The organism is Rhodanobacter sp. G2-10 (assembly GCF_055809185.1).
Window position 1 is genome coordinate 1,041,047 of sequence record NZ_CM147900.1, and the last position, 21,862, is coordinate 1,062,908.

Annotated in this window: 18 protein-coding genes, 5 tRNA genes and 1 pseudogene; 19 read left to right on the top strand and 5 right to left on the bottom strand. The window is 64.2% G+C overall.

Translation table 11 applies throughout. The features are described from left to right. Positions 1–52: 52 nt before the first annotated feature. A complete protein-coding gene (gene hemA, locus AC0L58_RS04620; protein WP_473687152.1) occupies positions 53–1,324 on the bottom strand; it encodes a glutamyl-tRNA reductase in 1,272 nt (423 codons plus the stop codon). Positions 1,325–1,421: 97 nt separating this feature from the next. On the opposite strand from hemA, the gene AC0L58_RS04625 reads away from it, so the two are divergent. The 8 genes from AC0L58_RS04625 to ychF all read left to right on the top strand — a co-directional run bounded on the left by AC0L58_RS04625 (position 1,422) and on the right by ychF (position 8,961). Further along, positions 1,422–3,167: a tetratricopeptide repeat protein gene (locus tag AC0L58_RS04625; RefSeq protein WP_473687154.1), complete on the top strand. Its 1,746-nt coding sequence runs from the start codon at positions 1,422–1,424 to the stop codon at positions 3,165–3,167. Continuing rightward, positions 3,164–3,769 (top strand): lipoprotein insertase outer membrane protein LolB, encoded by a 606-nt coding sequence (gene lolB, locus AC0L58_RS04630; RefSeq protein WP_473687156.1) that lies wholly within the window; start codon positions 3,164–3,166, stop codon positions 3,767–3,769. The genes AC0L58_RS04625 and lolB overlap by 4 nt, the downstream gene beginning before the upstream one ends. A 69-nt stretch (positions 3,770–3,838) precedes the next feature. Then, positions 3,839–5,233: a 4-(cytidine 5'-diphospho)-2-C-methyl-D-erythritol kinase gene (ispE, locus tag AC0L58_RS04635; RefSeq protein WP_473687158.1), complete on the top strand. Its 1,395-nt coding sequence runs from the start codon at positions 3,839–3,841 to the stop codon at positions 5,231–5,233. 31 nt (positions 5,234–5,264) lie between these two features. Then, positions 5,265–5,342: transfer RNA gene (locus AC0L58_RS04640), tRNA-Gln, on the top strand. Positions 5,343–5,395: 53 nt separating this feature from the next. Then, the gene (locus AC0L58_RS04645) at positions 5,396–6,337 is read left to right on the top strand and encodes a ribose-phosphate diphosphokinase (protein ID WP_473688568.1); all 942 of its coding nucleotides are present in this window, start codon (positions 5,396–5,398) and stop codon (positions 6,335–6,337) included. Between the two features lie 156 nt (positions 6,338–6,493). Next, positions 6,494–7,153 carry a 50S ribosomal protein L25/general stress protein Ctc gene (locus tag AC0L58_RS04650; protein WP_473687160.1) on the top strand — a complete coding sequence of 220 codons (660 nt, stop codon included), beginning with the start codon at positions 6,494–6,496 and terminating at the stop codon, positions 7,151–7,153. Between the two features lie 54 nt (positions 7,154–7,207). Next, positions 7,208–7,795 (top strand): aminoacyl-tRNA hydrolase, encoded by a 588-nt coding sequence (gene pth / locus AC0L58_RS04655; protein ID WP_473687162.1) that lies wholly within the window; start codon positions 7,208–7,210, stop codon positions 7,793–7,795. Between the two features lie 77 nt (positions 7,796–7,872). Further along, positions 7,873–8,961, top strand: coding sequence for a redox-regulated ATPase YchF (gene ychF, locus AC0L58_RS04660; RefSeq protein WP_473687164.1), 1,089 nt, complete (start codon positions 7,873–7,875; stop codon positions 8,959–8,961). 60 nt (positions 8,962–9,021) lie between these two features. Here the strand turns inward: ychF and AC0L58_RS04665 are convergent, their stop codons facing one another. The 3 genes from AC0L58_RS04665 to AC0L58_RS04675 form a co-directional block, all read right to left on the bottom strand. After that, positions 9,022–12,093, bottom strand: a complete 3,072-nt coding sequence (locus AC0L58_RS04665; protein ID WP_473687166.1) for a TonB-dependent receptor — start codon at positions 12,091–12,093, stop codon at positions 9,022–9,024. Positions 12,094–12,193: 100 nt separating this feature from the next. Further along, positions 12,194–13,279 (bottom strand): FecR family protein, encoded by a 1,086-nt coding sequence (locus AC0L58_RS04670; protein WP_473687168.1) that lies wholly within the window; start codon positions 13,277–13,279, stop codon positions 12,194–12,196. Further along, complete coding sequence (locus tag AC0L58_RS04675; protein ID WP_473688570.1) at positions 13,257–13,844, bottom strand: RNA polymerase sigma factor; 588 nt, start codon at positions 13,842–13,844, stop codon at positions 13,257–13,259. Before AC0L58_RS04675 ends, AC0L58_RS04670 begins: the two co-directional genes overlap by 23 nt. A gap of 437 nt (positions 13,845–14,281) precedes the next feature. Between AC0L58_RS04675 and AC0L58_RS04680 the strand changes: the two are divergent. From AC0L58_RS04680 to AC0L58_RS04690, 3 genes and pseudogenes are all read left to right on the top strand, one after another. Further along, a pseudogene (locus AC0L58_RS04680) lies at positions 14,282–14,521 on the top strand (Type 1 glutamine amidotransferase-like domain-containing protein); the annotation flags it as partial. Positions 14,522–14,968: 447 nt separating this feature from the next. After that, positions 14,969–15,970: an isoaspartyl peptidase/L-asparaginase family protein gene (locus AC0L58_RS04685; protein WP_473688572.1), complete on the top strand. Its 1,002-nt coding sequence runs from the start codon at positions 14,969–14,971 to the stop codon at positions 15,968–15,970. 109 nt (positions 15,971–16,079) lie between these two features. After that, positions 16,080–16,562 (top strand): acyl-CoA thioesterase, encoded by a 483-nt coding sequence (locus AC0L58_RS04690; RefSeq protein WP_473687170.1) that lies wholly within the window; start codon positions 16,080–16,082, stop codon positions 16,560–16,562. Between the two features lie 41 nt (positions 16,563–16,603). Here AC0L58_RS04690 and AC0L58_RS04695 read toward each other — a convergent pair whose 3' ends face one another. Then, positions 16,604–17,650 carry an acyltransferase family protein gene (locus tag AC0L58_RS04695; RefSeq protein ID WP_473687172.1) on the bottom strand — a complete coding sequence of 349 codons (1,047 nt, stop codon included), beginning with the start codon at positions 17,648–17,650 and terminating at the stop codon, positions 16,604–16,606. 605 nt (positions 17,651–18,255) lie between these two features. Between AC0L58_RS04695 and AC0L58_RS04700 the strand changes: the two genes are divergently transcribed. The 8 genes from AC0L58_RS04700 to rplK all read left to right on the top strand — a co-directional run bounded on the left by AC0L58_RS04700 (position 18,256) and on the right by rplK (position 21,858). Then, a tRNA-Tyr gene (locus AC0L58_RS04700) sits at positions 18,256–18,341 on the top strand. A 92-nt stretch (positions 18,342–18,433) separates the two neighbouring features. Next, positions 18,434–18,507, top strand: a tRNA-Gly gene (locus AC0L58_RS04705). Positions 18,508–18,548: 41 nt separating this feature from the next. Beyond that, positions 18,549–18,624: transfer RNA gene (locus AC0L58_RS04710), tRNA-Thr, on the top strand. A 76-nt stretch (positions 18,625–18,700) separates the two neighbouring features. Then, positions 18,701–19,891, top strand: coding sequence for an elongation factor Tu (tuf, locus tag AC0L58_RS04715; protein ID WP_473687174.1), 1,191 nt, complete (start codon positions 18,701–18,703; stop codon positions 19,889–19,891). Between the two features lie 104 nt (positions 19,892–19,995). Beyond that, a tRNA-Trp gene (locus AC0L58_RS04720) sits at positions 19,996–20,071 on the top strand. An 80-nt stretch (positions 20,072–20,151) separates the two neighbouring features. Beyond that, on the top strand, positions 20,152–20,547 hold the full coding sequence (gene secE, locus AC0L58_RS04725; RefSeq protein ID WP_473687176.1) for a preprotein translocase subunit SecE: 396 nt from the start codon (positions 20,152–20,154) through the stop codon (positions 20,545–20,547). A gap of 7 nt (positions 20,548–20,554) precedes the next feature. Continuing rightward, positions 20,555–21,115: a transcription termination/antitermination protein NusG gene (gene nusG, locus AC0L58_RS04730; RefSeq protein WP_473687178.1), complete on the top strand. Its 561-nt coding sequence runs from the start codon at positions 20,555–20,557 to the stop codon at positions 21,113–21,115. A gap of 314 nt (positions 21,116–21,429) precedes the next feature. After that, on the top strand, positions 21,430–21,858 hold the full coding sequence (gene rplK, locus AC0L58_RS04735) for a 50S ribosomal protein L11 (protein ID WP_473687180.1): 429 nt from the start codon (positions 21,430–21,432) through the stop codon (positions 21,856–21,858). The last annotated feature ends 4 nt before the right edge of the window (positions 21,859–21,862 follow it).

The following is a 21,862-nucleotide window of genomic DNA, read 5'->3' on the forward strand; positions in this document are numbered from 1 at the left end:
GCGCGATCAGTGGTCGGATTGTCGCGGTGTGGTTCGCGCACAGGGTGCGCTCCTACAAGGCGTCATCGCGTTCCTGGTCGAGCCCGTACAGCCGGCCGGCGGCATGCAACAGATCCAGGTCACCGCTGAGCGCGGCTTCGCGCAAGCGTGCGCTGGGGTGATGCAGCAACTTGTTGGTCAGCGTGTGGGCGAGGAAGGCCAGTGCCTCGTCGGGCGACTTGCCGTGGGCGACCATGGCACGCGCCTTGTCCAGCACTTCGTCGCGGTAGATTTCCGCATGGTGGCGCATGTCCAGCGCCGGATTCTTCACGGTCAAGGCGCGGCGCCAGGCCATGTAGCGCTCGACCTGCAGATCGATGATGGCGTCGGCTTCGCGGGCCGCGGCCTCGCGTGAGCGGCGGTTGTCATCGATTACCTGGCGCAGATCATCGATGCCGTAGAGGTACACGTCGGACAGCTCGCGGACGCTTTCCTCGATATCGCGTGGTACTGCGATGTCGACCATGAACATCGGCTTGCGCCGACGCGTCGCGATGGCTGCCTCGACCATCTTGCGGGTGACAACCGGCTGGCGCGCGGCGGTGGACGAAATCACGATGTCCGCTTCGGCCAGGTGTTGCGGCAGGTCGGCCAGGGCGACGGCATAACCACCGTAGCGGGCGGCCAGTTCCTGCGCGCTTTCCAGCGTGCGATTGGCCACGATCAACCGGCGCGCACGCTTCTCGGCCAGGTGTCGCGCGGCCAGCTCGATGGTGTCGCCGGCGCCGATCAGCAGCACGCAGGCCTGTTCCAGGTCAGTGAAGACCTGTTCGGCCAGGCGCACGGCGGTGAATGCTACCGACACCGTGTGCGCGCCGATGCGGGTGTCCGTGCGCACGCGCTTGGCCACGGCGAAGGTGTGCTGCAGCAGGCGATCCATCGGTGCCTTCAGTGCATGAGCCTGACGTGCCTTCTGATAGGCATTCTTGACCTGGCCCAGGATCTGCGGCTCGCCCAGCACCATCGAATCGAGTCCGGTGGCCACGCGGAACATGTGGCGCACGGCGTCGCGCTCGTCGTGGCGGTACAGGAACTCATCCAGCTTGCCCGGAGTCAGATGATGGTGACGGCTCAACCAGGCTTTCGGGATGTCGTCTGCGCCATCCGCCACCGCCACGTAGAGTTCGGTGCGGTTGCAGGTGGAGAGGATCATCGCCTCCTCGATCCCCGGCTCGCGGGCGAGCTCAAGCAATGCGCTGCCCGTGGCGTCCTCGTCGAACGCCACCTGTTCGCGCAGGCTCACTGGCGCGGTGAGGTGATTTAACCCGAGGGCAATCAGCGGCATGAGGCAGGTAAAATCTCGGAGACAGAAGGTTGGGAGCGTGGGCTAAGCTTGACCCGAGGTTCCGGTATTCACTGATACGGTCGCAACAGGCAGATAGATGAAGAACAGTGTGCGGAGCGGGTCGCTCAAGTTCAAGCAACTGCGGCATTTTACGGCACTGGCGGCGCTGGTGCTCGTGATGAGCGCTTGCGCCGCAGTACCGTCGCGCCCAGCGGCACCAGTCACGGCGCAACCGCTCGCCCGGATGACGGTCGCGACACCGGATGCCGAACACGACTTGCTGGCGCAGTTGCTTGCCGGCGAAATGGCGCTCGGGCGCACCGACCTGGAAGGCGCATCCGCCCATTACGACAAGGCAATGGCGCTGAGCCTGGATCCGAAGGTCGCCGAGCGGGCCGCCGGACTGGCGATTGCGGTTCACAACAACGATGCCGCCAAACGAGCGCTGGATCGCTGGCAGAAGCTGGGCGCGAAACCGGCCGAAATCGCTCGGGCACGGGCCGAACTGGCCCTCGACCAGGGCAACACGGACGAGGCCAGGCGCCAGTTGGAGCGTCTCATCGGCACGGGCGACAAGGACGCATGGAGGCAGTTCGGTCGCGTGCTGCTGGGGGCGCGTGACCAGGCCCAGGCGGCGCGCCTGCTGGAGGCATTGGCCACGCCGCAGCGCCTGCCGGCGGACCCGCAGGCCTGGCTGGCGATGAGCGAGCTGGGCGACAAACTGGGTCGCCACGCCTATGCCATGCAGATTGCCGAAGCCGCGGTGCAGCGTTTCCAGAGTGCGGAGACCTATGCCTGGGCAGCCCAGATGAAATTCAAGGATGGCGATCGTCCGGGCGCGCAGACCTTGTTGCGCAAGGCGCTGGCCAAGGCTCCGAAAAACACCCATTTGCGGTTGGCCTACGCCAGCATGCTCAGTGAGTCGGGAGATGACGAAGCCGCCTTGCGGCTGCTCGCGCATGGCTCCCAGGATCCGGACACCTACGCGATGCGTGCTGCGTTGGCGGCTCGGCACAAGGACATGAAGACGTTGGCGGCGTTGTATCGCGAGTTGCAAAAGGCGCCGTCGCAGGTGCGGGAGCACAGCACTTATCTGCTGGGTCAGCTGGCCGAGATGCAGCAGCTCGGGGAGCAGGCATTGGACTGGTACCGGCAGGTCGGGGACGCGGATCCACACGCTTTCGATGCTGACCTGCGCTCGGCCTTGATCCTGCATGCCCAGGGCAAGCGCAAGGAAGCACATCAGTTGCTGGAGCAGCTGCAGATCGACTCTCTCGACCAACCCGCGCAACTGCGTCAGGCATGGCAGGCCGATGCCGAGCTGTATCTGCGTGAAAAGAACTACGCCAAGGCCGAAACCGCGTTCAGTCGCGCGTTGCAGGTCATGCCTGACGATCCGGGGCTGCTCTACGGCCGCGGCCTGGCCTATGCCGAGGCAGGCCGGATCGACGCGGCGGTGAAGGATTTCCAGCACCTGCTGAAGATCAAGCCGGGGGATATCGATGCGAGCAACGCGCTTGGCTACACCCTGGCCGACGCCAACCGTGACCTGCCCGAGGCGAAGAAATTGTTGCAGGCGGCCCGGGCCGCGAAACCCCATGATCCGGCGATCGCGGATTCCTGGGGCTGGCTGCAGTATCGGCTTGGCCATCTGGATCAGGCCGCGCAAACGCTGAAGACCGCCTGGCTCGCGCGCAAGGATGCGGATGTCGGTGTCCACCTGGGTGAGGTGCTGTGGAAGCAGGGTCGGGTGCAGGATGCGCAGAGGATTTTCGATGAAGTGCGCAAGCTCGACCCGCACAGCGTCAGCCTGCAGGACACGCTGAAGCGGCTTCGCCCATGAACAACAGATCCTGGCGACTTCTCGCCGTGGCGTTGCCATTGCTGCTGGCCGCGTGCGTGCCGGCAGTACGCATGAAGGGCGATGCCGCGCTGCTCGATGCGCAACGGGCGCGAGAACAGGCACTTTCCGGGGCGGATCACTGGGCGCTGCAGGGCCGGCTCGGCGTGTCCGACGGACATGATGGCGGCAGCGGCAGCTTCAGCTGGACCCAGAACGGCGACCACTACGACTTCGTGTTGCGCGCCCCGATCACCGGCAAGAGTTTCCGTCTCAGCGGCGGCCCGGACGGAGCCTTGCTCGAAGGTCTGGATGGGGGGCCGCTGCGCGGGCCCGATGCGGAGGCGCTGATGCGCAAGGCGCTGGGCTGGGAGGTTCCGTTGGGTGATCTGCGCGCGTGGGTGCTGGGTTTGCGTGCCGATGGCGGGCCGGCCGTGCTCAGATTCGGCAACAACCGGCTGCCCTCGCTGCTGCAGCAAGATGGCTGGTCGGTCGACTACCGCGCCTGGGACGAGGACCGCCAGCCGCCGCTGCCCACCAAGGTGTACGCGGCGAAGCCACCGTACAAGGTGCGCCTGTCGATCGAATCCTGGCAGTTTCAGTAAGCCGGCGCGCTTGGGTTAGGCTTGGCGCCCCGTTGGCGGCGCCGCCCGCGCGCAGAGTTCGCCCTGATCATGCCCATCAAGATTGAAAGCGCCCGGCCCAGCCATGTCGACGCCCTGCACGCTATCGAACGCGAGGCGGTGCAGCTCTTTCGCGGACATCCGGCATGGCCCTGTTATGCCGCCGTGTCGATGCCGCCGGACCTGTTGCGGCAGGCGATCGACCGTGGCCTGGTCTGGGTCGCCCGGGAAGTATCGGATGAGGACGGCTCCGGTGAACCGGTGGGTTTCATCTGGCTGGATGTCGAGCTTGGCGGCGACGCCATCGGCATCGCCGAGATCGACGTGTTGCCCGCGCATGGCCAACGCGGCATCGGCGCAGCCTTGCTGGAGCACGCTTGCGCCTGGGCGCGCGAGTCGGGCTATCGCCGCGTGGACCTGGGGACGCTGGCCGATGTGCCCTGGAATGCCCCGTTCTACGCGCGGCACGGTTTTGTCACGGTCAACAAGAACGATCCGGCGTTCGCCCATGCGCGGCAACGTGATCGCGAACATGGCTTTCCCGATCAGCTGCGCGTGTTCATGAGTCGGACCTTGGTGCCCCCGGCACGCGACGAATGGACCAGCTGGCCGGCACCGGCCAAGCTGAATCTGTTCCTGCGCATCCTCGGGCGCCGCGATGATGGCTATCACGAACTGCAGACCGTGTTTCGCCTGCTGGACTGGGGTGACGAGGTTCGCCTGCGCGTACGTGCAGGCGGCGAAGTCCGGCGATTTCGCGGCGCAGACGGCGTGACCGAGCAGGAAGATCTGGTCGTGCGGGCAGCCCGGCTGTTGCAGCAGCACACCGGCTGCGAGGCGGGCGCGGATATCGAGGTCACCAAGCGCATCCCGATGGGCGGCGGGCTGGGGGGTGGCAGTTCCGATGCGGCCACGGTGCTGGTGGCGCTCAACTGGCTGTGGCGCCTCGACCTGGATGAGGACACCCTGGCCGGGCTGGGGCGCCAGCTGGGCGCCGACGTGCCGGTCTTCGTGCGCGGGCGCTCCGCCTGGGCCGAAGGTGTTGGCGAGCGGCTCAGCCCGATGCGGCTGCCGCCGCGGCGCTACGTGGTGCTCGATCCGCGGGAATCGGTGCCGACCGGGGCACTTTTTCAAGCGTCTGAATTGACACGAAATGCCCAGCGGGCGACAATTTCGTCCTTTGCTTCGGGCGAAACAGCCGAGAATGCCTTCCAGCCGGTGGTGCGCGCGCGCTACCCGCGGGTGGCCGATGCGCTGGACTGGCTGGGCCGTTTCGGCGAGGCGCGACTGTCCGGCAGCGGTGGTTGCGTGTTTCTGGAGCTGCGATCGCTGGCGCGGGCGCACGCCGTGGCGGATCGTTGCCCGGCGGCATTCGACGCCTATGTGGCCAGCGGCGTGGATGTGTCACCGTTGCACGACGCGCTGGCGCGACAGCGTGGAAGTTGAGCGATACAAGCGTCACCGAATACACAAATACTGGGGCGTCGCCAAGTCCGGTTAAGGCACGGGATTTTGATTCCCGCATACGCAGGTTCGAATCCTGCCGCCCCAGCCATTGATTCAGCTGGCTGAGTTTCTGAGGTAGTTCTAGTGGATACGCCTGCACCGATGATGCTGTTTACCGGTAACGCCCATCGTGCGCTGGCCGAAGATGTTGGCCACCGCCTGAGCGTGCCGCTGGGCAAGGCCCTGGTCGGTACGTTCAGCGACGGCGAGGTGCAGATCGAGATCGAGGAAAACGTTCGCCGGCAGGAAGTGTTCGTGATCCAGCCGACCGGCGCACCGAGCGCGGTCAACCTGTTCGAGCTGCTGGCGTTGACCGATGCGCTCAAGCGCGCTTCGGTGGCCAGCGTCACTGCCGTGATCCCGTACTTCGGCTACGCCCGGCAGGATCGCCGGCCGCGCTCGGCGCGGGTGCCGATCACGGCCAAGCTGGCCGCCAGCATGATTGGCGCCGCAGGGGTGGATCGGGTGCTGACGGTGGATCTGCATGCCGACCAGATCCAGGGCTTTTTCGATATTCCGGTCGACAATGTGTATGCCTCGCCGGTGCTGCTGGCCGACATCTGGCGCAGTTACAGCATGGAAGACCTGATCGTGGTCAGCCCCGACGTTGGCGGTGTGGTGCGTGCACGCGCGATTGCAAAGCGGCTGGATGATGCCGAGCTGGCGATCATCGACAAGCGCCGTCCGCGTGCCAACGTGTCCACCGTGATGAACATCATCGGTGACGTCGAGGGCAAGACCTGCGTGATGGTCGACGATATCGTCGATACCGCCGGCACCTTGTGTGCGGCCGCCGCGGCACTGAAGGAGCGTGGCGCCCGCAAGGTGGTCGCCTACTGCGTGCATCCGGTGTTGTCGGGCGCGGCGATCAGCAATATCGAAGGCTCCCAGCTCGACCAGCTGGTAGTCACCAATACCCTGCCGCTGCGTCCCGAAGCACTGGCCTGCGCCAGGATTCGCCAGCTCTCGGTCGCCGAGTTGCTGGCGGAAACCATTCGCCGCATCGCCTTTGGCGAGTCGGTGAGTTCGCTGTATGTAGATTGAGTGCCGGGATTGGGGTTTGGGGATTTGCAAATGCGCCGGCATCGGTACAGGTGAATCCCCAATCCCGAATCCCGTTACAACACAACTTCCCTGGTCGCGGGGAAGTTACCCAAGCCGCCGCGAGGCGGCAAACACCCACCAAGGTAGTGAAACGAAATGTCCAAGAATGTCGAAATCAAGGCGCAGAGCCGCAAGGACGAGGGGAAAGGTGCGAGCCGCCGCCTGCGTCGTGCGAGCTTCGTGCCGGCCGTTGTCTACGGCGCGGGCAAGGCCCCGGAAAGCATCCAGATCGAGCACAACACCATCCTGCTCGCGGCCAAGAACGAATCGTTCTTCTCCTCCATCATCAACCTCAATGTCGATGGCGCGGTGCAGAAGGTGCTGGTGCGTGACTGGCAGAAGCATCCGTTCAAGCAGCTGATGATGCACATGGATTTCCTGCGCATCAACGAGAACGAGACCATCCGCGTCAGCGTGCCGCTGCACTTCCTGAACAAGGAGAAGTCGCCGGCCGCCAAGACTTCCGGTGTGGTTGTGTCGCAGAACCTGACTGAAGTCGAGATCTCCTGCCTGCCCAAGGATCTGCCCGAAGCCATCGAGCTCGATCTGACCGACCTGAAGCCGGGCGACATCATCCACCTGTCGGAGCTGAAGCTGCCGCCGAACGTGGAAGTCGTCGCGCTGCACCTGGGCGAAGGCCACGACATCCCGGTGGTTACGGCCAACACCGTGCAGGAAGAAGTCGAAGAGACTCCGGCGGAAGAAGAGGCTGCCCCGGCAGCAGCGGCGCCGGCCGCGAAGGAAGACAAGAAGTAAGCCGCGACGACCCGCGTCCACGACGGGCGCGGGTCGTCCCTGCTGCTTGTCCGCATGGCTGGTTTGCGACTCATCGTCGGACTGGGCAACCCCGGTGCCGAATACCTCAGAACCCGGCACAATGCCGGGTTCTGGCTAGTGGATGCCCTGGCCAGCGGTCAGGGCGAGCGTTTTGCCTTCGATGGCAAGCTGCATGGCGAGAGTTGTCGCGTGCGCATCGGCGGCGAGCCGGTCTGGTTGCTCAAGCCGGCCACCTTCATGAACAAGAGTGGCATCGCGCTGGTTTCGGCGCTGCGCTACTACAAGATCGAACCGGAACAGTGCCTGGTCGCACATGATGACCTGGACCTGCCACCGGGAACCGTGCGCCTGAAGTTCGACGGTGGCCACGGAGGCCAGAACGGCCTGCGCGACATCGTGGGTCACCTGGGCCACGGCAAGTTTCATCGCCTGCGCGTAGGCATCGGCCATCCCGGTCATCGCGACCGGGTCACCCCGTGGGTGTTGGGCCGACCATCCGCGCAGGACGAGGACGCAATCGTCGACGGCATCGGCCGCGCACTGGACGTGCTGCCGCTGGCGGTGGATGGCCAGTTCGAGAAGGCGATGCAGCAGTTACATACGGCGGAGAATCGGGAATAGGGAATCGGTGACGATTCCGATACCGCGTTGTTTTCCCCATTCTCCATTCCCCAATCCCCATTCCCGGATCTGAAACCATGGGCATCAAATGCGGCATCGTCGGTTTGCCCAATGTCGGCAAGTCCACCCTGTTCAATGCGCTGACCAAGGCCGGCATCGCGGCGGCGAATTTTCCGTTCTGCACGATCGAGCCGAATGTGGGCGTGGTGCCGGTGCCCGATCCGCGCCTGAATGCGCTGGCGGCGATCGTCAATCCGCAGAAGGTGATCCCCACTGCCGTGGAATTCGTGGATATCGCCGGTCTGGTCGCAGGTGCATCGAAAGGCGAGGGCTTGGGCAACAAGTTCCTGGCGCACATCCGTGAGGTCGACGCGATCGCCCACGTGGTGCGCTGTTTCGAGGGCGACGTGATCCATGTCGCCGGCAAGGTCGATCCGATTGCCGACATCGAGACGATCGACACTGAGCTGGCGCTGGCCGATCTGGAGTCGGTGGACAAGGCGCTGAACCGCGCCGAGCGTGCAGCCAAGGCCAACGACAAGGAAGCGATAGCGAAGAAGCCGGTGCTGCAGAAGCTTGCCGCCGGCCTCAACGAAGGCAGGTCGGCGCGCAGCCTCGGCCTGGACGAAGAGGAGAGGGCGCTGGTGCGCGACCTGTTCCTGCTTACCCTGAAGCCGCTGATGTACATCGCCAACGTGCCGGATGACGGGTTCGAGAACAACCCGCTGCTGGATGCCGTGCGCGCCCGCGCGGCCACCGAGGGCGCCGAGGTGGTGCCGGTGTGCGCCTCGATCGAGGAAGAGCTGGCGCAGCTGGACGATGCCGACCGCGACGAGTTCCTGAAGGACATGGGCCTGGACGAGCCCGGTCTGAACCGCGTGATCCGCGCCGGCTACAAGCTGCTCGATTTGCAGACTTATTTCACCGCCGGCGTGAAGGAGGTGCGCGCCTGGCAGGTGAAGCGCGGGGCTACCGCGCCGCAGGCGGCCGGCGTGATCCATACCGACTTCGAACGCGGCTTCATCCGCGCCGAAACGGTTGGCTACGACGACTTCATCCAGTACAAGGGCGAAGCCGGCGCCGCCGCGGCGGGCCGTCTGCGCAAGGAAGGCAAGGAATATGTCGTCAAGGACGGCGACGTGCTGCACTTCCTGTTCAATGTGTAGCAGTCGATGGACACGCGACCCTTCGTCCGTTGACGGCGAAGGGCGTCGCATCCGGCATGCTTACAGCGGGCTGCCACCGAGCTTGTAGGTGAATTGCACGAAGTAGCTGCGTCCGGCTGCATCGAACCACGAGATGTCGTAGTACGGATACGAAGTGTAGGTCGGGTCGCGTGGTGGCATCTTGTCGAAAAGGTTGTCCACCGCCAGCGACAACCGGGCATGGTCGTTGAACTTGTATTGCAGCGTGGCGTTGTAGCGGTAGGTGGCGTGGACCCAGGCGGGATCGCCGGCCGAGGTGTCGACGACTTGGTCGTACGACCACGAGTTCGGCAGGCGACCCAGGCGGGTGCCGAAGAGGGTGGCTGACCATGCCTCGCGCTCCCACGACACGCTGGCGCTGGTCTTTTCCCGCGGGATGTCGAAGCCGCTGTTGACCGCCAGTTCGTCCACGGTGGGGTCACCGGGGTACTGCTGGAACAAGTGGTTGCGCGTCCAGGTGTAGTTGCCGGCAAGGCTGAACGTGCCGATCGCGGTTTCCAGCTTGTAGTGCGCGCTGACATCGATGCCGCTGGTGCGCTCGTTGGCCACGTTGATCGGATTGACGAAGATTCCGTACAGGCCGCCCGGGTCCACCGTGCTGTCTGTCGGGTAGCGATTGACCCGCGCGATGGCGTCGATGCAGCTGGGCGAATTCGGATCGACCGGGTTGCCATTGACGTCGGTACCGATCCTGCAATTCGCTTCCAGCTGCAGGATGCGGTCGGTGCTGAGATCCTGCACCTGGTTGCGCATGCGGATGTTGAAGTAGTCGACCGACAAGTCCAGGTTCGGGGCCGGCGACCAGACGAAGCCAGCGGTCCACGAGGTGCTGGTTTCCGAGTCCAGGTCGCGGTTGCCCTGACGGGTGCGGATCAGGCCTTCGTCGGAGTACGAACAGTCGGTGATGTCTTCGTTGGGCTCTTCGGTGCGGCAGCGGTAGTAGTCGTTGCCCGAGGTTTCATCGTTGCCGATGCCGGCGAAGACGTAATGCAGGTCCGGCGCGCGGAACGCAGTGCCGTAGGAGCCGCGCAGCAGCAAGGTGTCGATCGGGCGCCACTCCAGACCGGTGCTGTAGGTCAGCTTGCCGGTCTGGTGGTCGGCAAATCGATACTGGTCGTAGCGCCCGGCCAGGCTGAGGTTGAGCGAGTCCAGCAAGGGCAACCGCAGCTCGCCGGCGGTTGCCCAGCGATTGCGCTTGCCGCGACCCGCCGAATCCTTCCAGCTGTAGTAGTAATACTGGGTGGCCAGCGGGTCGGGTTTGAGGTCGTAGGCCTGGTTGCCGTATTCGACCACGCCGGCAAAACCGGCCGGCCCGGCCGGCAAGGTGAACAGTTCGGTATTGGTCAGCGTGAATGCCAGCGTGTCGCTGCGCGATTCCGGGTGATAGTTGGTACGCGCGGTGATCGAGTCGTACTCGCTGCGGGTAAGCGGCGTGTACAGGCGGACCGGATCGGCATCGAAAATCGGCAGGCCGCTGCCGGGATCGACACCCAGTTGCGGACCGAGATAAAGATCATTGGCCTTCGCCGCGATCGTCTGCGGCCAACTGATCAGCGCCTTGTATTGCGAGTGGCTCAGCGAGGCCTCGTAGTCCCAGGCCTGTCCGAACGTGCCCTTGAATCCGGTGGTCAGGCTGAAGGTCTTCTGCGTGTTCTCGATCATCCCGCGGCCGAGGCCGCCCATCTCTTCCGGGGAAAACTGGCGGTACCAGTTCTCGATCATGCCGCTGTGCGCGTTGTAGAAATAGCCGTCCTCGTTGCCGTCAGCTTGCTGGTAGTTCCATTGCTCGACATCGCGGAACAGTTCGACCTTGCTGTAACCCAGCTGCATGTCGCCGAACCACGACAGGGTGTCGTTGATCTTCAGGTTGGCCGACGTATAGGTGTTGATGCCGCGCCGCTGACTGAGGATGGTGCCGTAGCCGATCGATTCGGCGCTGCCGCAGAAATATCCGTAGCGGGGCCGGTTGGCATAGACGGTCGTGCCGCCATTGAGATACGCCAAGGCATCACAGGTGGCCTGACCCGGATCGATGTAATCGACGTTTTCGTCGTAGTTGAGGAAGGCCCGCCGCGGCACCTGCGAACGAGCGGTGGGCGCATCGGCGGTGGAGTCCTGGATCTTGCGCTGGTAGGCCCACAGCGGCTTCTGGTCAAGCAGCTCGGCGCCGAATACCAGGTTGAAGTCGTTGTGGGAAAAGCCGGTGGAGAAGTTCAGCTTGGTCGACGCGCCGCCGCCGCGGGTGGTGTCGCCATACCGCAGGTCGATGGTGGTGCCGTCGGCATGCTGCTTGAGGATGAAATTGACCACGCCGGAAATCGCATCGGAGCCGTATACCGCCGAGGCGCTGCCGGTGAGCACCTCGATGCGGTCGATCATGCCGATCGGGATGTTGGAGATATCGGTGAAGTTGCTGCGGCCCTTGAACGGCAGCGGGAAGTCGGCGATGCGGCGACCGTTGACCAGCACCAGGGTGTGATTGGGGCCGAGGCCGCGCAGGTCCACTTCTTCGGCGCCGGGCGAAAAGTCGGCGCCGCTGGCCGATTGCTGGCTCTGCGTCTCGCCGCTGTTCTGGGTGATCGCGCGCATCACGTCCGGCACGCTGGCGAAACCGCTGGACTTGATTTCGTTCGCGGTGATCACGGTGACCGGAGCGGGCCCTTCGATCTGCGCGCGCGGGATGCGCGAGCCGGTCACCTGGACTTCTTCCAGCTTGGTGGCCTCCTGCGGGTCGGCGGCCGACGAGCTGCGGTTGCCGGCAGGCGCGACCGGTCCAGGCGGGGGGTTAGTTGCCTTGACGATGACGACCGCGCCGGAGTCATCGCGATGCACCCTGAAACCACTGCCCGCAAGCAGCCGTCCGAGTGCGTCGTCGGTCGACATCACGCCGTGTACGCCAGGCGTACGCACTCCGCGGAGCTGATCGGCCTGATAAATGAACTGAGCGCCTGACTGATTCGCCAGGGCGTCCAGCGCGGTGACCAGGTCGCCGGCGGGGATATCTATCTGGCGGGCTGATGGCGCTTGTGCGACTGCCATGGCCGGGACTGAACAAGCCAGGATCAACAGCGCGCGTCGTAGCGAACGGGTCATGGTTTCCTCTCCCCTTGCAGGCGCACACGATATGCGCCCCGTTCCTGTCGAGACGAACCAGAACGACAAATCCCCCCGTTCGGAATTCAATCCGCCTGAATCAGCGCCGCGTCAGCACGACAGTGTCGCCGGTCCGGTTTGCCTTGATCGGGAAACCCTGAACCAGCAGCCTCACGAACGCATCGGTGTTGGACCAGCGGAAATTGCCGCCCACGCGCATGGCGCCGACCTGCGCGTCGCCGATCACGATCTTGCCCGTGTTGTAGCGATTGAATTCTGCGACGGCCATGGCCAGCGGCGTGTCGTGAAAGCTGACGAAGCCGTTACGCCAGTTCAGATGCTCCCTGGCCTGCTCGATCGATCCGAAGTGCACCACCACGCCGCTGTCGCTGGCCAACGCCACGCTCCCGGCCGGCAGCAGGGTGGTGGAGTGGCCAGGTTGCCCGGGGCGCGGATTCGATTCCAGCCGCACCAGGCCCTGGGTAACCACCACCCGCAGGTCGGCCGCGTCGCGACGGACCGAGAAGCGGGTGCCGACAGCAGTTACCTGACGCCCTCCAGCACTGACCACAAACGGTCGGGCGGAATCCTTGGCCACCACGAAGAACACCTCGCCCTGTTGCAGGTCGACATGGCGTTCATTGCGGGAGATGGTCACCACCATGCTGCTGTTGCTGCTCAAGGTGGCCGTGGAGCCGTCAGTCAGCGGCACTTCCTGCAGGTCGCCGATAGCGGTGCGATAGGATGCCTGTTCTACCGCGGTGTAGTGATGCCAGCCCATTGCCAGGGTCACCGTCAGTGCCAGGAGAGCGGCGACGGCCAGTCCCGGGAAGGTCCGTCGCGACGACGTGCGGTGGCTGTCGCTGACGTGCCGGCGCGAGCGCCTGGCGAAGCTGACCGAAGGTGCGTGACGAGGCATTCGCACTGCCGCGTCGACGCTGCCGGATCGGGGCGGGGTCCAACTGCCACGAACAGGCGTCCCGCTGGCATGCTGGCCTGCGCCAAGCGCCTTCAAGCGGCCACTTTGCTGCCAGGCGGCTTCGAGCCGGATGAACGCAACGCGATGTGCCACGGATGCGCCCAGCCACGCGTCCAGCCGTTGCTGGTCGCGGTCGGTCCAATCGGCACCATCGCGCCTGGCAAGCCAGGTCGCGGCGGTCTGTTCAATCTCCCTGCTGCTGGCCATGTCCGTTCCCGAATGCGGTGTCCCGCAGGCCTCCCTGGTCGTTTCGATACGTGTGTGCTTCGCCGTAAAAATATTTCGCGATCAGGCGCGCGCCCTTGGCGATCTGTTTCTCGACTGTTTTTTCGCTGATGCCCATGCGTGCAGCGACTTCCTTTTGCGACAGCTCCTCGACTCGACGCAGCCAGACTACTTCGCGGCAGCGATCGGGCAGGCGGTCGAAAGCTTCGGTGAGCCGCTTCAGTTCCTGATGCGCGCCCAGGCGTCGGTCCGGCGTGTCCTCGTCTATCAAGACGTTCAGCGCGTCGATATCACCCACGGCCTCGATCGAAACGACGCGCTCGCGGCGCAGCCGATCGGTCATCAGGTGGCGGGCGGTGGTGAACATGAACGACTTCGGCATCGTCGGCCGTGCCTTTGCCGCTGCCTCGTAGACGCGCACGTAGACTTCCTGACGCAGGTCGTGGATTTCCTCGCGCCGAAACCAGCTGCGCAGCAGATAGCGCACCAGCGCACCTTCGTGCACGAGGATTTCGCGGGCAAACCAGCTGTCGAGGGAGTCGTCCACGACGGTGACCTTAGCGCCAATCCGGGTTGGAAGCACAGCTCGCATCCGGGTGGGGGATAAGTGCTGCCGGTTCGTCCCGAACAATGACTGTGCGGCCGCCATTCGGCGGGTGCCCATGCCACAACCACCGGGGGTATCGACCGATGAATCTCTTCAAGCCATGCCGCAGCAATCTGCGGCAGGTGCTCCGCATGCTGGCCTGTACCCTGGTGTTTGGCGCCAGCAGCGCCACGGCAAAGTCGTCGGATGCGGGCAGCGCGCGGGTTGGCTACGAGTACTACCAGATCGGCGACCCCGGCACGGCGCGTCCGGGCGACACCGAGCCGGCGCTGATGCTGATGGGCGGTGGTGAATGGCCACATCAGGCGTTTGCCTGGTTTGCCGCCAGGGGCGGGCACGGGCACTTTCTGATCCTGCGTGCGTCCGGCGCGGACGACATGCAGAAGGAACTCTACGACGACGTCGGCGGCGTGGCCTCGGTGCAGACGCTGGTGTTCCATAGCCGTGCGGCCGCCAGCGATCCACGGGTGCTGGAGATCGTGCGTCGCGCCGACGGCATTTTCATTGCCGGCGGCGATCAGGCCAATTACGTGCGGTTCTGGAAAGGCACGCCGTTGAACACGCTGCTCGACCAGCACGTGGCTCAAGGCAAGCCGATCGGCGGGACCAGTGCGGGGCTGGCGATCCTCGGCGGCTTTGCCTACGGCGCGCTGGACGGGGGCAGCATCGTGTCGAAGGATGCCCTGGCTGATCCTCTGGGCAAGGCGGTCACCCTGGTTGACGGCTTTCTGCACATGCCGAATCTGCAGCACGTGATCACCGACACCCATTTCCATGCGCGCGGACGACTCGGCCGGCTGATTGCATTTGTCGCCCGGCTGCGGCAACAGGGCCATCCCGACGTGGTTGGCCTGGGCGTGGATCAGGATGCGGCCCTGTGCGTTGACGGCAACGGCCAGGGCCGCCTGTTCACCTTGAACAACGGCTTCGCCTGGCTGGTCCGTCCGAACGGGCTGCCGTCGCGAATCAAGCCTGGCAAGGCGTTGGACTATCGCGGGGTCCGGGTGACCGGGATCGGTACGCAAAGCCGGATCGATATGCGCAACTTCGGCGTGCAGCATCCGGTGTTCGAGACCGTTGCCGACGTGCGCGACGGCCAGCTGGATCTGCACGGCGAGGTGAAGCCGCTGCTGGTGATTCATGGTGGCGCCGGGGTGGAGCGGGCCGGCATGACGCCACAGATCGAAGCACAGGCGCGCGCCGCGCTCGAACTGGCGCTGCGCCATGGCTACGCTGAACTCAAGGCGGGCAAGCCGGCGCTGGATGCGGTCACCGCCGCGATCACCGTGCTGGAGGACGATCCACTGTTCAACGCCGGCCGCGGCGCGGTGTTCACCCATGACGGCAAGAACGAGCTGGACGCCTCGATCATGGACGGCTCGACGCTGGCCGCCGGCGCCGTGGCCGAGGTGCATCGCGTGCGCAATCCGGTGCTGCTGGCGCGCGCGGTGATGGAGCATTCGCCGCACGTGATGATGGTCGGCGATGGCGCCGAGACCTTTGCCGTCGAACAGGGTTTCAAGCTGGTCGATCCGCGGTATTTCCGCACGGACAAGCGCTGGGAGGAGTTGCAGAAAGCGCGCACGGAAGACGCCGCCGGCGAGAAGCTGGGCGCGCGGCTGGCAGGGTTGAAGCACTTCGGCACGGTCGGTGCGCTGGCGCGGGACAGCGAGGGGCGGCTGGCCGCGGCGACCTCGACCGGCGGCATGACCGATAAGCGCTACGGCCGCGTCGGCGATTCGCCGATCATCGGTGCGGGTACCTATGCCAACGTGGCCTGCGCGGTGTCCGGTACCGGCTGGGGCGAGTACTACATCCGAGTTTCGGCCGCCCGCGAGATCTGCCTGCGCATGGCCATGCTGAAGGAAACCGCGCAGCAGGCCGGACAAGCGGTCATCAATGACGAGATCCCGCAGCTTGGCGGCGACGGCGGCGCGATCATCCTCGGCGCCGATGGCAGCGTGGCGATGCCGTTCAACACCCTGGGCATGTACCGCGGCTGGATCGGCGCGGACGGTGTGCCGCATGTGGCGATCTACAGCGACGATCCGCTGGAGACGCCTTGAAGACCGTACAACCAGTGTTTTCAGGCGTATCGCGGGACCCGATGGACGAACAGGATCGGTCGGCCCGGGCATAATCGTGGCTCCAGCCTTGCGCCAATGGATCCGATTCATGCCCGGACAACAACACGAAGTAACCTTCCGCTTTCTGGCCCAGCCCACTGACGTGAACTTCGGCGGCAAGGTGCACGGTGGCATGGCGATGAAATGGATCGATCAGGCCGGCTACGCCTGTGCGGTGGGCTGGAGTGGCGCTTACTGCGTTACCGCCTCGGTCAGTGGCATCCAGTTCGTGGCGCCGATCCTGATCGGCGACTTGGTGACGGTGCGGGCGCGCGTGATCCATACCGGCACCAGCAGCATCCACCTGGCGGTGGACGTCATGGCGCGCAATCTGCGCAAGGGCGAAGAACGCCTCGCGACCAGTTGCGTGATGGTATTCGTGGCGCTGGACGCCCCCGACGGCAAGCCGACGCCGGTGCCGGCGTGGCAGCCACGGGACGAGGAGGATCGCCGCCTGCAGGCTCTGGCGCACCGATTGGTGAACCTTTCCAGGGAAATGGAGAACGAGGTGCTGGTTTCGGCGAAGCCGTGAACCTGAACCGCCGCTTCGCAAGTTCTGGAGGCAGGCGGGCGTCAGAGTCGACGTTCCAGCCAGCGCGGCGCGGTAATGGGCGCCAGCATGCGGTGCACCTGTCGGGTCGACAGCACGGCAGCCATCGCGGCGGCACCGGCCAGCAGCAGTGGCGCCAGCGTCGGGCGTGGCATTTGGCGAAGCACGGCGAACGCGCCCGCACCGATCGCCAGGTTGATCAGGAACCCTTGCAGCAGATAGGCCCCCAGGCTACGCGCGCCTAACGTGGACCAGGTCATCCGGCGGCGTGGAACCAGTGTCAGGAAGGCCCAGGTGCCGGCCATCGAGCACGCAATCAGCAGGAGTCGCAGCGCGGCCCCGTGCAGCGACGAGGCGCCAAGGGCCGCGTAGTCATAGCTTCCATACAGCCAGCGCGGGTCGAGTTGGCTGATGTAGCCGGCGCAGAGCAGCGCAAGCAGAATCGCCAGTGCCAGCCAGCGCGCGCCCCGAACGTCGGCGGACTGCCGCCAGCGGTGCGCCTGCTGCCAGCCAAGCAGAAATATGGGAAGGAACACCAGGGTGCGCGACAGGGACAGATAGTAGCCAATGTGCGAGCTGCAACCCGCGGCCAGTGCGATGGCCACGGCGACCCAGATACGGCCACGCAATCGGGCGAACAAGGGAAGCGATAATCGCCAGCAGGCCAGGCTGAGCAAGTACCACAGCAGCCAGTACGGGGTGGTGATGCCATGTGGACCGTCATCGGGCCAACCCCGCCATTCGGAGGCAAGCCCATACAGCCCTTGGAATATCAGATAGGGCAGCAACAATCGGAACAGTACGCTCTTGACCAGTCGACGATCCATGCGCGCGCTGGCCACCGCGCCGGAGAGGAAGGCGAACGCAGGCATGTGGAACGCGTAGATGGCACGGTAAGCGGCGGCGAGGCCGGGATGTCTTGCGAGCAGCGGTTCCAGCAGGTGTCCGAACACCACGAGGGAAATGAGGCCGAAACGGGCATTGTCCAGCCAGGGGTCGCGCGACTGTTGCGCCGGACCCGCCTCCGGCCCTGGTGAGGAGTAGGGCGCGTTGTTGCAAGACGTCGGCAAGCGTGGCTCCGTGAAGTCAATGACGGGGCAGGACAGCCGATCACTTGTCGAAATGGTGTGGGCGGACTATTGATCTTTCGTTATCGTGCGTGGCATCGCGGTGTGCCACCTCGATTTCTGGCGGACAACGCGCGTTCAGCCGGACGCTTCACCGGATCACAATGATCACCGGGTAGTCTCGCCAGCGGCGTGCACGCTCGGGTCGCACATGACTTTCAGTGCGAAGCGTGCTGTTCCGTGCGTCTCAGGTGTTGACAGTAGTGCCACCCGACAGTGAAAATACGCGTTCTTTGCTGCAGGAATATCCCCGCGGCGGAGGTACACCAACAAGTTTCACGGAAGTCCGAAGCAAGGTCTCGCGCACCTGCCAGTTTGGAGGTCACGAAACAGCGACGCAGTCTGAAAAATTCGGAGGGATACCCAAGCGGCCAACGGGGGCAGACTGTAAATCTGCTGGCTTACGCCTTCGGTGGTTCGACAAATTCGTCTGGAACGAATTTGAACAGCCCGCAGGGCTGGCCCCGAAGGGGCGAAGGGCAGGATGCCCGGAGTCATCCACCTCCCGGGCGCAGGTATCAGGCAACACGCAGATTTTGAGAAAATTCGGAGGGATACCCAAGCGGCCAACGGGGGCAGACTGTAAATCTGCTGGCTTACGCCTTCGGTGGTTCGAATCCACCTCCCTCCACCATCGTTTCAAGCAACAAGCGTTTCAAGCAACAAGGCAACACCGAAGCAACACCCGCGACGCGAAAGTGGCGCGAACGCAATAGCTCCTCACAAGCGGGAGTAGTTCAATGGTAGAACATCAGTTTTCCAAACTGATTACGCGGGTTCGATTCCCGCCTTCCGCTCCATTGCGCTGCAAGTGTCAGCTGCTGTTGATCCACCAGTTTCCGCTCATGTAGCTCAGTCGGTAGAGCACTTCCTTGGTAAGGAAGAGGTCACAGGTTCGATTCCTGTCATGAGCACCATCCATTCGGCCGTCATGGCCGGCCCGGCAACGGGAAGTTTCCTTTAATTGATTGACTCCATCGGGGTTTAACGCGCATGGCAAAGGGTAAATTCGAACGCACCAAGCCGCACGTCAACGTCGGCACGATTGGTCACGTGGATCACGGCAAGACGACGCTGACGGCCGCGCTGACGAAGGTGGGTGCAGAGCGTTTTGGCGGTGAGTTCAAGGACTACAGCGCGATCGATCGTGCGCCGGAAGAGAAGGCGCGCGGTATCACGATCTCGACCTCGCACGTCGAATACGAGTCGCCGACGCGTCACTACGCGCACGTCGACTGCCCGGGCCATGCCGACTATGTGAAGAACATGATCACCGGCGCGGCGCAGATGGACGGCGCGATCCTGGTGTGCTCGGCCGCGGACGGCCCGATGCCGCAGACGCGCGAGCACATCCTGCTGAGCCGTCAGGTCGGCGTGCCGTACATCGTGGTCTACCTGAACAAGGCGGACATGGTGGACGACGCCGAGCTGCTCGAGCTGGTCGAGATGGAAGTGCGCGAACTGCTGTCGAAGTACGACTTCCCGGGCGACGACACCCCGATCGTGCACGGTTCGGCGCTGAAGGCGCTGGAAGGCGACCAGAGCGAGATCGGCGTGCCGTCGATCATCAAGCTGGTGGAAGCGCTGGACACGTACATCCCGGAGCCGGTGCGCACCGTGGACAAGCCGTTCCTGATGCCGGTGGAAGACGTGTTCTCGATCTCGGGCCGCGGCACGGTGGTGACCGGTCGTATCGAGCGCGGCATCATCAAGGTCGGCGACGAAATCGAAGTGATCGGCATCCGCGACACGCAGAAGACCACGGTCACCGGCGTGGAGATGTTCCGCAAGCTGCTGGACCAGGGTCAGGCGGGCGACAACGCCGGTCTGCTGCTGCGCGGCCTGAAGCGTGACGACGTGGAGCGCGGCCAGGTGCTGGCCAAGCCGGGCACGATCACCCCGCACACCGACTTCGAGGCCGAGGTGTATGTGCTGTCGAAGGACGAGGGTGGCCGTCATACGCCGTTCTTCAAGGGCTATCGTCCGCAGTTCTACTTCCGCACCACCGACGTGACCGGTGCGGTGACCCTGCCGGAAGGCGTGGAAATGGTGATGCCGGGCGACAACGTGAAGATGGCGGTGAGCCTGATCCATCCGATCGCGATGGACGAAGGCCTGCGTTTCGCCATCCGCGAAGGCGGCCGCACCGTCGGCGCCGGCGTGGTGGCCAAGGTCATCAAGTAACAAGCCGGAAATCGGGAATCGGGAATCGGAAATGGTTAGGGCAGAGCGCTGTATGCTCTGATCGGTTACCATTCCCGGTTCTCCATTCCCAATTTTCGTTTCCTACGCCAGTAGCTCAATTGGCAGAGCAGCGGTCTCCAAAACCGCAGGTTGGGGGTTCAAGTCCCTCCTGGCGTGCCACTTCCCCGAGGATCCATACGGGTGACGATGGCAGGGTCGGCCGCAAGGTACGGCATGCTGCTGACACCCGAATACCGCGCATGAATACCAAGGCAGAACAGCCCAAGGGCACCAACGCTGGCGACATCGGCAAGCTGACACTGGCTTTGCTGGTGCTGGCGGCGGGCATCTTTGCGTACTCCTGGTTCGGCCGGGATGGAACCATTCCCGCTTCGATGCGCCTCCTGGGTGTGGTGGTGGCATTGGTGGTGGCGCTGGCCATTGCTGCTTTCACTGCCCTCGGACGCCGGGTCAGGAACTTCCTGGCCGAGTCGCAGTTCGAGATGCGCAAGGTGGTCTGGCCCACGCGTGACGAGACAATCAAGACGACCGGCGTGATCATCCTGGTGGTGATCATTCTGTCGTTACTGCTGGGTTTGATCGACTTGATCCTGAAGTCGGTCATACTCGACTGGCTGTTGAAGCTGGGTGGTTGAGGTGAGCATGAGCAAGCGTTGGTATGTGGTGCACGCCTACTCGGGCTTCGAGAATCAGGTGAAGCGTTCTCTCGAGGAGCGCATCAAGCGCGCCGAGATGGAAGAAAAATTCGGCGAAGTGCTGGTCCCGACCGAGGAAGTGATCGAGATGCGCGGTGGCCAGAAGCGCCGCAGCGATCGCAAGTTCTTCCCCGGTTACGTGCTGGTACAGATCGAGGCCAATACCGAGGGCAAGGCGCCGCGCATCGACGATGAGTGCTGGCATCTGATCAAGGAAACCCCGAAGGTGATGGGGTTCATCGGCGGCACCGCCGACAAGCCGCTGCCGATCAAGGACAGCGAAGCGGAGGCCATTCTCAGCCGCGTCCGCGAGGGCGTGGAAAAGCCCAAGCCCAAGGTGCTGTTCGAGCCAGGCGAGATGGTGCGTGTCACCGAAGGCCCGTTCAACGATTTCAACGGCGTGGTCGAGGAAGTCAATTACGAGAAGAGTCGCTTGCGCGTGGCGGTGCTGATCTTCGGTCGCTCCACCCCCGTAGAACTGGAGTTCGGTCAGGTCGAAAAAGCCTGAGTTGACGGAGGGTTCGATCGGGCCACTCCCGCTCGGCACCTTCGCCCTCTCCCCCGCTCGCGGGGGAGGGTTGGAGAGGGGGCTCGGCCCACCAGGCCAACCACCCTGCATTGTGATTTTGCATCGATGCCATTACTGGCACGGCACTTGCTAAAAACCAGATCAATCTCTACACTGCGCGGTTCACGCTGGATCTTTCCATGATCCGGCGTGTCCGCGTTTCAGGATCGGCACGAAGCTGATCCTTCCTTCCATCCACGGACCGGTGAACAGCGAGGAGCCGCAAGGCGCCTGCACTCGCGAGGAAAATCCCCATGGCAAAGAAAGTTGTCGGTTACATCAAACTGCAGGTCAAGGCTGGTCAGGCCAACCCGTCGCCGCCGGTTGGTCCGGCGCTCGGTCAGCGCGGTCTGAACATCATGGAGTTCTGCAAGGCGTTCAATGCCGCCACGCAGAAGCTGGAGCCGGGCCTGCCGATTCCGACCATCATCACCGCGTATTCCGATCGCAGTTTCACCTTCATCACCAAGACGCCGCCCGCCACCATTCTGCTGAAGAAGGCTACCGGCACCAGCAAGGGTTCGTCCAAGCCCAATACCGACAAGGTCGGCAAGGTCACCCGCAAGCAGCTGGAAGATATCGCCAAGCAGAAGGAGCCGGATCTGACGGCTGCCGATCTGGACGCCGCGGTGCGCACCATTGCCGGTAGCGCCCGCAGCATGGGTTTGACGGTGGAGGGCTGAGAAC

Bases quoted from the DNA above. Each gene is read 5' to 3' on its own strand.
- hemA (WP_473687152.1), bottom strand. From the start codon at position 1,324: ATGCCGCTGATTGCCCTCGGGTTAAATCACCTCACCGCGCCAGTGAGC.
- AC0L58_RS04625 (WP_473687154.1), top strand. From the start codon at position 1,422: ATGAAGAACAGTGTGCGGAGCGGGTCGCTCAAGTTCAAGCAACTGCGG.
- lolB (WP_473687156.1), top strand. From the start codon at position 3,164: ATGAACAACAGATCCTGGCGACTTCTCGCCGTGGCGTTGCCATTGCTG.
- ispE (WP_473687158.1), top strand. From the start codon at position 3,839: ATGCCCATCAAGATTGAAAGCGCCCGGCCCAGCCATGTCGACGCCCTG.
- AC0L58_RS04645 (WP_473688568.1), top strand. From the start codon at position 5,396: ATGATGCTGTTTACCGGTAACGCCCATCGTGCGCTGGCCGAAGATGTT.
- AC0L58_RS04650 (WP_473687160.1), top strand. From the start codon at position 6,494: ATGTCCAAGAATGTCGAAATCAAGGCGCAGAGCCGCAAGGACGAGGGG.
- pth (WP_473687162.1), top strand. From the start codon at position 7,208: ATGGCTGGTTTGCGACTCATCGTCGGACTGGGCAACCCCGGTGCCGAA.
- ychF (WP_473687164.1), top strand. From the start codon at position 7,873: ATGGGCATCAAATGCGGCATCGTCGGTTTGCCCAATGTCGGCAAGTCC.
- AC0L58_RS04665 (WP_473687166.1), bottom strand. From the start codon at position 12,093: ATGACCCGTTCGCTACGACGCGCGCTGTTGATCCTGGCTTGTTCAGTC.
- AC0L58_RS04670 (WP_473687168.1), bottom strand. From the start codon at position 13,279: ATGGCCAGCAGCAGGGAGATTGAACAGACCGCCGCGACCTGGCTTGCC.
- AC0L58_RS04690 (WP_473687170.1), top strand. From the start codon at position 16,080: ATGCCCGGACAACAACACGAAGTAACCTTCCGCTTTCTGGCCCAGCCC.
- tuf (WP_473687174.1), top strand. From the start codon at position 18,701: ATGGCAAAGGGTAAATTCGAACGCACCAAGCCGCACGTCAACGTCGGC.
- secE (WP_473687176.1), top strand. From the start codon at position 20,152: ATGAATACCAAGGCAGAACAGCCCAAGGGCACCAACGCTGGCGACATC.
- nusG (WP_473687178.1), top strand. From the start codon at position 20,555: ATGAGCAAGCGTTGGTATGTGGTGCACGCCTACTCGGGCTTCGAGAAT.
- rplK (WP_473687180.1), top strand. From the start codon at position 21,430: ATGGCAAAGAAAGTTGTCGGTTACATCAAACTGCAGGTCAAGGCTGGT.